Annotated in this window: 11 protein-coding genes and 1 pseudogene; 5 read left to right on the top strand and 7 right to left on the bottom strand. The window is 70.9% G+C overall.

Translation table 11 applies throughout. The features are described 5' to 3' along the window. Positions 1-74: 74 nt before the first annotated feature. Entirely contained in the window at positions 75-1,484 is a 1,410-nt protein-coding gene (locus tag ACF1GV_RS16760) for an oxygenase MpaB family protein (protein WP_391681625.1), read from the top strand. A gap of 147 nt (positions 1,485-1,631) precedes the next feature. Here ACF1GV_RS16760 and ACF1GV_RS16755 read toward each other — a convergent pair whose 3' ends face one another. Beyond that, positions 1,632-1,973, bottom strand: coding sequence for a hypothetical protein (locus ACF1GV_RS16755; RefSeq protein ID WP_391680986.1), 342 nt, complete (start codon positions 1,971-1,973; stop codon positions 1,632-1,634). A gap of 604 nt (positions 1,974-2,577) precedes the next feature. Then, positions 2,578-4,446 (bottom strand): SpoIIE family protein phosphatase, encoded by a 1,869-nt coding sequence (locus tag ACF1GV_RS16750; protein WP_391680983.1) that lies wholly within the window; start codon positions 4,444-4,446, stop codon positions 2,578-2,580. A gap of 478 nt (positions 4,447-4,924) precedes the next feature. On the opposite strand from ACF1GV_RS16750, the gene ACF1GV_RS16745 reads away from it, so the two are divergent. After that, complete coding sequence (locus tag ACF1GV_RS16745) at positions 4,925-5,575, top strand: hypothetical protein (protein ID WP_391680981.1); 651 nt, start codon at positions 4,925-4,927, stop codon at positions 5,573-5,575. A 90-nt stretch (positions 5,576-5,665) separates the two neighbouring features. Further along, positions 5,666-5,979: pseudogene (locus tag ACF1GV_RS16740) on the top strand (transposase); the annotation flags it as partial. On the opposite strand, the gene ACF1GV_RS16735 reads toward ACF1GV_RS16740, so the two are convergent. Further along, the gene (locus tag ACF1GV_RS16735) at positions 5,978-6,466 is read right to left on the bottom strand and encodes a GNAT family N-acetyltransferase (RefSeq protein ID WP_391680979.1); all 489 of its coding nucleotides are present in this window, start codon (positions 6,464-6,466) and stop codon (positions 5,978-5,980) included. The pseudogene ACF1GV_RS16740 and the gene ACF1GV_RS16735 sit on opposite strands and share 2 nt — an antisense overlap. A 263-nt stretch (positions 6,467-6,729) precedes the next feature. Continuing rightward, the gene (locus ACF1GV_RS16730) at positions 6,730-7,701 is read right to left on the bottom strand and encodes a pirin family protein (RefSeq protein WP_391680977.1); all 972 of its coding nucleotides are present in this window, start codon (positions 7,699-7,701) and stop codon (positions 6,730-6,732) included. Positions 7,702-7,798: 97 nt separating this feature from the next. Between ACF1GV_RS16730 and ACF1GV_RS16725 the strand changes: the two genes are divergently transcribed. Beyond that, a complete protein-coding gene (locus ACF1GV_RS16725) occupies positions 7,799-8,287 on the top strand; it encodes a carboxymuconolactone decarboxylase family protein (RefSeq protein ID WP_391680974.1) in 489 nt (162 codons plus the stop codon). A gap of 108 nt (positions 8,288-8,395) precedes the next feature. Then, positions 8,396-9,190: an SDR family NAD(P)-dependent oxidoreductase gene (locus ACF1GV_RS16720; protein WP_391680971.1), complete on the top strand. Its 795-nt coding sequence runs from the start codon at positions 8,396-8,398 to the stop codon at positions 9,188-9,190. 20 nt (positions 9,191-9,210) lie between these two features. Here the strand turns inward: ACF1GV_RS16720 and ACF1GV_RS16715 are convergent, their stop codons facing one another. From ACF1GV_RS16715 to ACF1GV_RS16705, 3 genes are all read right to left on the bottom strand, one after another. After that, positions 9,211-9,789, bottom strand: a complete 579-nt coding sequence (locus ACF1GV_RS16715; protein WP_391680968.1) for a Dps family protein — start codon at positions 9,787-9,789, stop codon at positions 9,211-9,213. A 196-nt stretch (positions 9,790-9,985) separates the two neighbouring features. Further along, a complete protein-coding gene (locus ACF1GV_RS16710) occupies positions 9,986-10,699 on the bottom strand; it encodes an alpha/beta fold hydrolase (protein ID WP_391680965.1) in 714 nt (237 codons plus the stop codon). A 19-nt stretch (positions 10,700-10,718) separates the two neighbouring features. Continuing rightward, positions 10,719-11,690 (bottom strand): alpha/beta hydrolase, encoded by a 972-nt coding sequence (locus tag ACF1GV_RS16705; RefSeq protein ID WP_391680963.1) that lies wholly within the window; start codon positions 11,688-11,690, stop codon positions 10,719-10,721. Between the last annotated feature and the right edge of the window lie 421 nt (positions 11,691-12,111).

Genomic DNA, 12,111 nt, shown 5'->3' with positions numbered 1-12,111 from the left:
CCCCCGACAGCGCCGGCGCCACGGATCGCGACGGGCACTCCTCGCGGCCAGGCGCCGAGCCGGGAACTCGGCCCCTGTTCGGGCCCGGTTCGCAGTTCCATGAGCTCTTCGACGACCCGCGCTGGGCTCTCGCCATCATCCGGGCGACCGTTCTGGAGGCGGCTCACCCGCAGATCGGTGCCGCCCTGATCGACAGTTCCACGTTCGTCGCACATCCGTGGCGCCGGCTGCGCAACACGCTCCTGAGCCTGCAGCGCATGTTCGGCGCCGACGACCACACCCGGCAACGGGAGGCGGCACGGCTCAACCGGCTGCACGCACGGCTGAACGGCGCCGACGCCCGGAACCGTTCGTACGACGCACTGGATCCGGCGGTACGGGCCTGGGTGGTCGCCACTTTGTTCGAGAGCGCCGTCACCATGTACCGGATGAGCGGGCAGCCCCTCTCACAGGAAGCAACGGAGCGGCTGTACGCGGAGTTCCAGGCGTTCCTTGCCGCCTTGGGCGACGACAGCGGTCACCTGCCGCCCTCCCTGCACGAGTTCTGGAGCTACTACGACCGGGTGGTGGAGGAGGAGCTGGAGAACACGGAGCCGGTGCGCATCATCCTCTACAACCTCTTCGACCACCTCCCGGCACCGCCTCTGCTGCACGGCCTGCCCGCTGTCTGGGCGGCAGGCCGCGCGGTCGCCGGCCCCGTGATCGGGGCCATCACCGTGGCGTCCCTGCCCGAACCGTTCCGCCGCCGGGCCGGCCTGCCCGAGCTGCCGGGCGCCCAGACCCTGATGCAGGGGGCCTATCTGGCCGTCGGCCTGGCGCGCCTGCTGCCCGAGGGCTGGATCACGGCCGAAGGCGTCTCCGACCTGCTCTCCCTGTCCCCCGACAGCGACGACCCGCGAGCACGCACGATCACTGCCCTGCGCGACAAGATGAAGCGGGCCGCAGCGCTGATCCGTCTCATCACCCCGCTTCCTCCGGAGCCGGAGCCCGCCGCGGACGGCGGCATGCGGCGCAGCGCGGAGGAGTTCTTCGCGGAGGTGCTGGACCAGACCGGCAACGGGTACCTGGACTGGCCCGACCTGGCGGCGATGGCCCGGGAACTGTCCGCTCGTCTCGACCTGGACGAGCCCGAGGAGAGCAGGCTCTACAACGCGTTCGCCGACTGGTGGCGCGAACTGCAGTCCGCCCTCGACACCGACGGCGACGGCTGCATCAGCGCCCAGGAGTACGCCGCGGCCGTGCCCTCACTGGCCGGCCCGGCGCTCATCAAGGTCGCGGAAGTCCTCTTCGACGCCACCGACAAGGACGGCGACCAGACCATCGACGCGGACGAGTACCGCACCCTGTTCCACACCGCTTTCCTGCGCGACACGGCCGGCACGGAGGTGGCGTACACCCGGAGCACGTTCGTCAAGGACTTCCTGTCCTTCATGACCGGCCGCCGCCGCTCCACCGTGTACGACCCGCTCCTCGCGGACGCCTGATCACCACCTGCTCCTTCAGAGGTTCGGGTGGGCAGGGGACACGGAGGGACACGGAAGGCATCCCTCGAACGCCACGCCTCGACCACGCAGCCGCCCCCGCTGCGGTCACATGCGCCGGTACGACGGCCTCCGCGATGTACGTCAGCGTCAATACCGCTGCGCCTTGGCGAGAACAGGCGTCAGCTTGGAATCCGGTGGCTGATGGCTGAAGGCGATCGGTTGTTCCTTCTTACCCGGCTGAAGGTCCTCAGCACCGACGTAGCGCGTCTCCACCACCTTGCCATCCGGGTTCTTGAAGTCGATCTGGACGGCATACGACGCTTCACGGTCCGTCTTGTTGGTGATGGTGACCAGGACAGCCTGCACTCCCCCGGTCTCCGCCCTGGGCATCCCCTTCATTCCCACTTCGGACAGTGCGTTGCCCCGGCCGTCGACCTTCTTGAGCTCCTGCTCCGCCGCCTCACTCCTGCGCTGGGTCTGGGCGTCCACCGACGCCGCGAACTCCGAGGCGCGAGCCGACGCGGACGAGGCCGCAGCGGATGCTGCAGCGCGGGCCGAGCTGACGGCCGCGGAGGCCGAGGACGCCAATGCCGAGGGTGGTTGCCCGGTGAAAGACGAGGCATTCGGTGTACGGGTGACGCTGGCGCGGGGCGAGGAACTGGTGTCCTGACCGCTTCCGTCGCTGCAGCCGGCCAGCACGCCGCCGAGGAGAACGCTGCTGAGGGCGGCGCTTCCTACGGCGATTCGGCGCCCAGCCCTACCGGGGCCTGTGAGTCTTCTCGCCGGCATTTCGTCGTCCATCGGGTCGGGGAGTGGTCTCGTCCCTACATCGTCGGGGCCGCCTCGGTCGCCCGCGACCCGAGCAGGCGAGTGGCCCCGCGCTCAACTCCCGTCTCCACTGGCCGCTGCTCCGCGGCTGCCCAGGTGGTGCGGGCGCACGACCCGACTTGAGCCCTGAAGCCCGGTCAGAGACGCATCCCCGCCGCGAGGTACAGGCGCGGAGCACATACGGACACGGCCTTGGCTGCGGACCGCTCGGCCTGGGCCGTTCCGTCCACCTCGGTCGGTACGGCCGCGTGGGAGGGGGCGCCGTTCACGCGTCGGGACGGTTGTAGGGCCGCATCGCCTCTCGGGCTGCCTGCGTCGGATCGTGCACGGGGGCCCGCTCCTCGAAAGAGCCGGGGGCGGCTCGGTTCGGTGCTGCGGGGCTGTGGGGGGTCTGGGGAGGCGGCGGGGGACCGTGGTCGTCGGGGGCGCCCGCCCCTGCGGCCGGCAGACGCAGGGCGAGCAGAGCGGTGTCGTCACCACGGGGGGAGAGTCGTTGCAGCAGCTGGTCGCAGAAGACGTCGACGCTCTCGGCGGGCAGCCGCCGGGCCAGGACGGAGGCGTGGTGGCGGAGCTTGGCCATTCCGGCGTCGATGGGACGTTCCCGGCTCTCGACGAGGCCGTCGGTGTAGAAGACGAGGGTGGCGTTCGCCGGCAGGTCCTCGTGTGCGTCCGGCCAGCTCAGTCCCAGGTGCAGGGTCGCGCTCATGCCGATCAGCGGACCGTGTCCGCCGGTGAGGAAGCGCGTGTCTCCGTCCCGTGTGATCAGCAGAGGCGGCGGGTGGCCTGCGTTGACCCAGTGCAGCCGCCACGGCCCCCCTTCGGGGCCTTCGACGCGGGCGAAGATCAGCGTGGCCATAGGAGCATCGCTGGTGTGCGTCACCGCCTCGTCCAGGCGACGCATGATCATGCTGGGCGGTTCCCCATGGGTCCAGGCGAGCGCGCGCAGCATGTTGCGTACCTCGGCCATGTGGGCCGCGGCCTGCAGATCGTGGCCCACCACGTCCCCGATGACCAGGGCCATGACGCCGTCGGCGAGCAGGAAGGCGTCGTACCAGTCCCCGCCGATCTCCATGGCGCTTTCCGCAGGCAGGTAGCGGGCGGCCATCCGCAGGTGGTCGACCTGGGGCAGCGGGGCCAGCAACTGGCGCTGCATGGTCGCCGCGACGTTGCGCTGCTCGTCGTACAGCCGGATGTTGTCCAGGACCAGGGCCAGGCGGCGGCCGATGTCCGCGAGCAACCGCACTTCGGCCTCCGCCGGCGTGCCGGAGCCCTCGGCACCGGCCACGGTGAGCATGCCGTAGTTCTCTCGGCTGGAACGGATCGGGATGACGGTCGCCGAGCGTCCGCCGAGCCGCTCGAACAGACTGCGGTGGGTGGCGGCGAACGGCGCGTGGTCATCGAGTACGTCGGCGGCTTTCACCAACAACGGTTGTGGCTCACCCGCGACATCCGGGCGGATGTTCGTCGCGGTTGCTTGCAGCGGTCCCACCAGTTGTTTCGCCCGGCGCGGACGCGCCGGACTGCGCACGGCGACCCGTTCCAGACTTCCGGATCGTGCGTCGACCAGGTCCACAGCGCCCCACTGCCCGAGCCCTGGAACCAGCAGGGGCAGCAGCCGGCGCGCTGCGGCGGTGGCGTCCCTGCTGGACATCAGCACGGAGGAGACCTCCGACAACAGGTTGAGCCGACCGGTCAATGCTTCCAATGCGGCCATGTGGGCCGCCGCGCGGTCGTCGGCGTCGCGATGCAGGCTGAAGTCGCTGAAGACGACCACCAGTCCTCCCCGTACGCCTTCCACCATGAGGGGCGTGGTCGACCAGATGATGGGCACAGTGGTGCCATCCCCCCGCAGGAAGTACTCCTCGCTACCCTCCACCGCGTCGCGGCTGCCTGTCAGCGGGGTCCGCATCTGGCACTCCTCACGCGGCACGGGGCCTCCATCAGGACGGCGGTGCAGCAGATCGTGCGCGTCACGCCCCACCATCCCCGCCGCCGACCGGGCCAGCAGGCGTTCCGCCCACGGATTGACGTACGTGATCACACCGACGGTGTCCATGGTGAACACGCCGGCACCGAGATCACGCAGGACTGCGCCCGCGAAGCCGGGGTCCACCACGTCGCTCGAACCAGTCATCGGCCTCCACTCCTCATGGCACAGGTTCCCAGGAGACGACCACCACGCATCCCCTCAAGCGTGGTGACTCCTGCTCGCTGGACCTCTCGCACGAGCGCGCGCCATCCGGGTACGGCGACATGCGACGCGGGATGTCCGTCGCGGCGGATCCACCACCGGGGTGGAGAAGGCCGCGTCCGGAGGCTCACTGAAGCGTTTCCAGGATCCTCGCCGGCCGATCTCGACGGTGAGGGCCCCCTCAGCGGCAGGCTCCGTGAGAACGGCCAGGTCAGCGCCGACACCGCCCTCGATTTCCTGACGAGTCCACCAGCAGGCACGGGACAGTTCTCAGAGGATACTCTGCACCGGTATGCCCGATTGCCGCAGTTGGCTTGAGTCAGCCGCCGTCCTGGCGGTCACGTGGCCCTTCGGCGGCTTCTACAGTGTCCCGAGGTAAAGGGGGGCGTGGGCGGTAGATCGGAAGGGCTGACTCAAGAACGTGGTGCGGATCGTGCGATTGGCGGACCTGAAGCCCGTCCACCAGCGTCAGGCAGCCGTCCTGGCCCTGTGGCGGTGGCGCGCGCCGATACTCGCGTTCGAATTGGATGCAGAGTGGGGCGTCGACCAGTCCGTGCTGGAGTCGCTGTTCCGGCTGGCAGCATCACCCGCTGGTGAACAGTCGGATCTCGCATACCGGCGAGCAATCGCCGAGCTGTGCACGGCCCCGCTCTTCTCGTCTGAAGTCGACCCGGACACGGTCCAGCTCTTCCAGCTGGAGACCATCAGCAACCTGCTGGCCTTCGGCGAGCTGCTGGACAAGCCTGGCGTGGACGACGTCGAGCGAGTGGTCGAAGCCTCGGTCGGCCTGGCGAACTACCTCGACGGTCTCGTCGAGGGCTCCTTCTACTCTCACCCCGCGGAGGAAGCCCACCGCCAGTACCTCGCCGACGCGGCGGATCCGGCGAGCGAGGGCTATTTCGCGTCGCGCCACTTCGCTGTCGAGACCGCCTGCCACGGCGCTCTCGTAGTTCTCCCCGATTCCGCAGGGCTGCTCGACTCGTCCACGGGTCGCGAGTTGCTCGCGCTCTGCGAGGACTTCGGCGAAGAAATCGTCGCAACGATGCAGTGGCTCCGCATGACGGGTCACTAGTGCTGCCACCGGAAACGATCACCGGATGGTGGTGAGTGGCCTTGCGTCGGTTGGATGTGACGACACGTCCGATCGAGGCGGCGAGGCGGGATGGCACAGCCGGTCAGGGTGCGCAGGCTGACGGAACAGGAGGGGCAGAAGCTGCAGCGGATCGTGTGTCGGGGCAGCACGAGCACGGTGCCGTACCGTCGGGCGATGATGCTGCTCGCTTCGGCGGGCGGCAACAGCGTCCCGGTGATCGCCAGACTCGTGCAGGCGACGAGGACACCGTCCGCGACGTGATCCACCGCTTCAACGAGATCGGCCTGGCCTGCTTGGACCCTCGGTGGGCGGGAGGCCGTCGCCGCCTGCTCAGCGATGACAACGAGGACTTCGACCGGCTCAGAACGACCTCTCAGGGCGTCATTGCAACGGAATGCGGAACTCGAATTCGGGACGGTCCCACGGCACGGCGGGCGGATTCGCGAGCGTGGTGCCGGTTCGCACCGCACCGACGCGGTGGTAGAAGCCCTCAGCGGGAAGATGCGACACGACCCTGACACGGTCGAGCCCGGCCGCACGGGCCTCGGACTGCATGTGCGCGACGAGCAGTGCTCCGATACCCCGTCCTTGCGCTTCGTCGGCGACGAAGAGCAGATCGAGTTCCGGTGGAGCGAGGACCAGCGAGTAGAACCCCAGGACCCGGCCCCCGTGCTCGTCGGCGCCGACCGCCACGAAGGCGCGGTGGGCCTCGATGTAATCAGGACCGACCCGGTAGCCCGCGACGGCGGCTGCGTACTTGCCCTCGTAGGCGCCCGAGCCACGCACGAGCCGCGTGAGCCGTTTGGCATCCCGCGCGACGGCCCGCCGTATGGTGATCGGCTGGCCGATCGGGGAAGTGCGTGAACTCATCCGGAGAGTATTTCGCACCGGAGAGCGCCCTCGTGCCGCGGGTCGGCTGCGCGCGCCGGCATTGCTGCACCCCACCCCTCCCAGAACGCAGTGGCCGACGGCCGCTCTCCCTGGGGCCGCCGTCGCGCAGCCCAGCCGGTGCGGGATTTCGGGTCGGCCCCGTGACGCCGATCGCCCTTGACTGTCCGCCGCTCACCGGCGGCTGGAGCCACGCCCTCACCGTCCCCGAGGCCTGAGGCATCGGCTTGGAGAATCCCCGCAGCTCAGCGCCGGTTTCCCCGTGGCTTCAGCGGGACCGTCGGCAGCTCGGGGGCCGGCAGCGGGTCACCGTCGTATCCCGTCACCTCGCCGAAGCGTCGGCCCTCCGTCCAGTCCCGGCGCGCCTGGGCGATCTCTTCTGACGACCGGCCGATGAAGTTCCACCACATGATGATCTCCTCCTGGAACGGCGGGCCGCCCAGCAGGATGAGGCGGGCCGGTTCGTCCGCGGGGTTCGTCAGGGTGAGAGTCGTGCGGTCCGGTGGCGCGTAACCGAGGTCCGCCGGCTTCAGGGCGGTCCCGTCGAGGAGGACCTGCCCGGTGTCGACGAGGACGCCGTGTTCGAAGTCGGGGGCGACATCGAGAGTGAGCGTGGCGCCGGGGGCCACGTGCAGCTCGGCGCCCAGCAGCGGGGTGAAGGTGCGCACCGGGGAGGTGTCCCCGGCGAGGGTACCGAGGAAGACGCGGGCCTCGCCGCCGTCCAGCGGCACCGGCGTGGGGGCGTAGTGCTGGAAGTCCCGTACGGTGTCGCGGTGTTCCTCGGGCAGGGCGACCCAGAGCTGCACGCCGTGCAGGATCGTGGTCGCGGGGGTGGACACCTCGGAGTGACAGATGCCGTGGCCGCTCGTCATCAGGTTCAGCTCGCCGGGACGGACGTAGGCGTGGATGCCGAGGCTGTCGCGGTGTTCGATCTCGCCGCTGAAGAGCCAGCTGACGGTCTGCAGGCCGATATGGGGGTGCGGGGCGACGTCCATGCCGCCGCTCGAGGCGACGTCGTCCGGCCCGTAGTGGTCCGCGAAGCACCAGGCACCGATCAGCGTCCGGGCGCGCTGCGGCAGCGTGCGCCGCACCCGCATGGCCCGGGGACCGCCCAGCGGTACGTCGCGGGGGCTGAGGATCTCTATGCCCGCGGGCACCGGTTCGCCGGCCTCGCCGCCGCAGGCGACGGGGGCGGGCAGGGCTTCTGTATTGCTCACCGGTCTACTCCTGCCCCGAAAGGGAAAGTTCGATTTTCAACATCTACTCGATGATGATAGGACGTACATCGTAAGATCGCGCGATGAAGGAGATCACGTGCCGGAGACGGTGACGGCGACGACCCACGGACGGGTGTACGTCGACAAGCAGAGCCCGGACGCCTATCGCGCGATGACCGCCACCGCCGAAGCGGTCCGCACGGTCGCCGCCGAGGCGGGACTGGACCGCGTCCTCGTCGAGCTGGTCAACATCCGGGTGTCACAGCTCAACGCCTGCGCCTTCTGCCTCGACCTGCACACCCGGGCCGCCCTGCGCGCCGGGGAGACGACCCAGAGGCTGGGCGTGCTGCCCGCCTGGCGCGACACCGAGCTGTTCTCACCGCGCGAACGCGCGGCGCTGGCCCTCGCTGAAGCCACCACCCACCCGGCGGACGCCGACGCCCAGAGCACCGCCTACGCCCTCGCCCGTGCCGCCCTGTCGGACGCCGAGATCTCCGCCGTGATCTGGGTGGCGATCACCATCAACGCCTTCAACCGGGTCTCCGTCATGAGCAAGCACCCGGTACGCCCGGCGCCGCCGCGCTGATCGCCGCCGGGCGCCGGGCCCGGCGCCTCCGGCATTGCGCACGCCCTGTGGGCGCACACGCGCCTAGCATGCGTACGCAAGCAAGGTCGCCTGCAGGAGGGTCGCGGGATGCGCATCGATCTGACCGGACGTACCGCTCTGGTCACCGGCTCCACGCAGGGCATCGGCGCGGCCATCGCCGCCGGCCTCGCCCGGGCCGGCGCCCGGGTGGCCCTCAACGGCCGCACCGAGCAGCGCGTGGCCGAGGCCGCGGCCCGGCTGGCCGACGAGGTGCCCGGCGCCGACGTGGTCCCCGTCGCCGCGGACGTCACCCACGAGGAGGGCACGGCCCGGCTGGCCGAAGCTCTCCCCCACGTGGACGTCCTCGTCAACAACCTCGGCGTGTTCGGCGCCGCCGAACCGCTGGAGATCACCGACGAGGAGTGGCGGCGCTACTTCGAGGTGAACGTGCTCGCCGCCGTCCGCCTGACCCGCCTCTACCTGCCGCAGATGACCCGAAGAGGCTGGGGGCGGGTGCAGTACATCGCCAGTGACTCGGCCGTGGTCATCCCCGCGGAGATGATCCACTACGGCATGACGAAGACCGCGCTCCTGGCCGTCGGCCGTGGCTTCGCCAAGCAGGCGGCCGGCACCGGGGTGACGGTGAACTCGGTCATCGCCGGCCCCACCCACACGGGCGGTGTGGAGGACTTCGTCTACGAGCTGGTCGACCGGGATCTGCCCTGGGACGAGGCCCAGCGCGCGTTCATGCGGCAGCACCGGCCGCAGTCGCTGCTGCAGCGGCTGATCGAGCCGGAGGAGATCGCCAACATGGTGGTCTACCTCAGCTCGGACCAGGCGTCCGCCACCACGGGCGGCGCGCTGCGGGTGGACGGCGGGTACGTGGACTCCATCCTGCCCTGACGCTCCCCCTGGTCGCCGGGTCAGGCGCGCACCAGGGGCGTGTCGACCAGGTGCTCGGCCAGGAACCACGTCTGGAGTTCTCCGGTGCGGATCACCTGGGAGACGAGCAGGTCGTTGGTCCCGTCGTCGCCCTGCGCCACGGCGCGGGCCGCGGCGTCATGCGCGTCGGTGAGGATCGTCTCGTGCGCCTCCAGCAGGCGGGAGAGCATCGCGGGGACCTCCTCGACGCCGTCGGGCGGGCGCGGGATGGAGGTCAGCTCGGCGACGTGGCGGGTGTCGCCGACGGCCACGCCGCCCAGTGTCTGGACGCGCTCGGCGAGGGTGTCCACGAGGGCGAGCTGCTGCGTCGCATGCTGGTCCAGGACGAGATGCAGCTGGTAGAAGGTCGCACCGCGCATCAGCCAGTGGTGCTTCTTGTAGAGGCCGTAGAGGATCTGCGTGTCCGCGAGGACCTTGTTGAGCCGCTGGCAGGAGTACATGCGGGCCTCGTAGGACAGGGCCAGCGGGAACTGCTTGACGGTGCCGAACTCCTGGATGACGCGGCCCTTCTGGTGCAGCCGGGGCTGGCTGCCGGGGTGCGTGGTGTCGGTGGTGGTCATGGTCGGCCTCCTGTGGGTGGTGCGGTGGGTACAGCGGTGACGCTAGGCGCCGGCGCCCGTGTCGCCTTGTCCGTGAGCGCACGTCCTTGTGCGCGTCAGCGCAGAGGCGGTCCCGGGCACGGCCGATCGCGTGCGGGCATGCCGAACGGCCGCGCAGGCGAGGGGAGGCGCCTGCGCGGCCGGAGGGGCCCTGCGGTCAGCCGGTCGCGCGGACCGCCTCCCGGATCAGGTCGGCGACCGCCTCGGGCTGGGAGACGGCCACCGCGTGGGAGGCGCCTTCCAGCTCGACGATGGTCGCCCCGGCCCGCTTCGCGCCGAAGCGCTCGACCTCCGGGTTGATCGCCTGGTCGGCGGTGGCCACCAGCGCCCAGGACGGCTTGGTCTTCCAGGCGGCGGCGGACGCCGTCTCCTCGAAGGCCGCGGCGGCGAGCGGGCGCTGCGCCGCGGCGAGGGCCTTGGTGGTCTCGGCCGGTACGTCCGCGGCGAAGACGGACGGGAAGGCGTCCTCGGTGATGGTGACCTCGACGGCCGGCTCGCCGCCGGGCAGGGGGTACGTCCACTGCCTGAGGCTGCTCACCAGCGGGGAGGCCGGGAAGCGGCCCTGCAGCTCGCCCAGGCTCTCGCCCTCCTCCAGGACGTAGGCGGCGACGTAGACGAGGCCGACCACGTTCTCGGTGGTGCCGGCCACGGTGATGAGGGCGCCGCCGTAGGAGTGCCCGACCAGCACGACGGGACCGTCGATCTGGGCGGCGACCGAGGCGACGTAGGCGGAGTCGGAGGCGAGGCCGCGCAGCGGGTTGGGCGGGGCGATGACGGGGATGCCGTGGCGCTGCAGGTGGGAGATGACGCCGGTCCAGCTGCCGGCGTCGGCGAACGCGCCGTGGACGAGGAGGACGGTGGGAGTGGTCATGAGGGGAGTCCCTTGTGGGTCAGGCGTCGTGCAGGGCGGAGTGCAGGGTGCGGACGGCCATCGTGATGGCGGCCTCGGCGGCGTGGGTCTCGCGCAGGGCGTTGAGCATCACGAAGTCGTGGATGATGCCCTGGAAGCGCACCGCCGTGACGGGGACGCCGGCGGCGCGGAGCTTGTTGGCGTACGCCTCGCCCTCGTCGCGCAGCACGTCCGCCTCGCCGGTGATGACCAGCGCCGGGGGCAGGCCGGTCAGCTGCTCGGTGGTGGCGCGCAGCGGGGAGGCGGTGATCTGGGCGCGCTCGGCCTCGTCGGTCGTGTACTGGTCCCAGAACCACTGCATGCCGTCACGGCGCAGGAAGTAGCCGGTGGCGAACTGGTGGTACGACGGGGTGTCGAAGCTCGCGTCGGTCACCGGGTAGAACAGGACCTGCCCGCGCAGGGGGAGCCCGCCGCGCTGCTTGGCCATCAGGGTGAGCGCGGCGGCCATGTTGCCGCCGACCGAGTCACCGGCCACCGCCAGGCGCGTGCCGTCCAGGCCCTGGCCGGCGCCCTCGTCGACGATCCAGCGGGCGACGGCGTAGTTCTGCTCGATGGCGACCGGGTAACGGGCCTCGGGCGACAGGTCGTACTCGGGGAAGACCACGGCGGCCTCGGCACCGACGGCCAGTTCGCGCACCAGGCGGTCGTGGGTGTGGGCGTTGCCGAACACCCAGCCGGCGCCGTGGATGTAGAGGATCACCGGCAGGCTGCCGGTGGCGCCGGCGGGCCTGACGATCCGCGCGCGGACGCTACCGGTGGGCCCGCCCGGTACGGTCACCCACTCCTCGTCGATCGCCGGCTTGGCGATCTCGCCGGACTGCACGTCGTCGACGGCCTTGCGGCCCTCGGCCGGGGTGAGGTCGAAGAGGTAGGGCGGGTTGGCGGTCGCCTCGGCGAACGCGGCGGCCGCGGGTTCCAGCACGGGCTGTACGGGCTCGACGGCATCGGGCATGTCTGTCTCCTGGCTCTGTGTTTCGTTTGCGCCGGTGAGTCACGCTAAGGCCGCCTCGAACAGCGCGATTGCCGACGCGCGCACGTTGCCTTTTCCCACAGTGCACGCGGCCCTTTCCGGCCGTCGGGTGCGACCGGGGTGCGCCTGGCCGGTCGTTCACCCGGGCGGCCGGATCCGGAGGGGTGACTACGACGGCGACGCGACGGCAGCGTCCCCCCGACGGGGCAGCCGGCCGGCCTGTGGGACCGGCTCACCGGCGCCGCCCGCTCGTACGGGACAGCGCCGGCCATGGCCGCCTCGACCCCTGGGAACTGTCCGACAGCGTCCAGCAGGCCGTGCCGAGTGCCGGGAGACGGCCACCACCGGCAACGGTCGTCGGCCCGGCCGGCCTCGGCTGGTTCCACGGCGAGGTCCCGGCGCC

Origin of the sequence: Streptomyces sp. NPDC014006 (assembly GCF_043088925.1) — a bacterium.
GTDB lineage: Bacteria > Actinomycetota > Actinomycetes > Streptomycetales > Streptomycetaceae > Streptomyces.
The sequence above is the reverse complement of the archived record's forward strand: the minus strand, read 5'-3'. Positions and strand labels throughout refer to the sequence as shown.

What these genes read in the sequence shown, in the direction of transcription:
- ACF1GV_RS16715 (WP_391680968.1), bottom strand. Translation starts at nt 9,789, where the DNA reads ATGACCACCACCGACACCACGCACCCCGGCAGCCAGCCCCGGCTGCAC.
- ACF1GV_RS16750 (WP_391680983.1), bottom strand. Translation starts at nt 4,446, where the DNA reads ATGACTGGTTCGAGCGACGTGGTGGACCCCGGCTTCGCGGGCGCAGTC.
- ACF1GV_RS16710 (WP_391680965.1), bottom strand. Translation starts at nt 10,699, where the DNA reads ATGACCACTCCCACCGTCCTCCTCGTCCACGGCGCGTTCGCCGACGCC.
- ACF1GV_RS16705 (WP_391680963.1), bottom strand. Translation starts at nt 11,690, where the DNA reads ATGCCCGATGCCGTCGAGCCCGTACAGCCCGTGCTGGAACCCGCGGCC.
- ACF1GV_RS16720 (WP_391680971.1), top strand. Translation starts at nt 8,396, where the DNA reads ATGCGCATCGATCTGACCGGACGTACCGCTCTGGTCACCGGCTCCACG.
- ACF1GV_RS16735 (WP_391680979.1), bottom strand. Translation starts at nt 6,466, where the DNA reads ATGAGTTCACGCACTTCCCCGATCGGCCAGCCGATCACCATACGGCGG.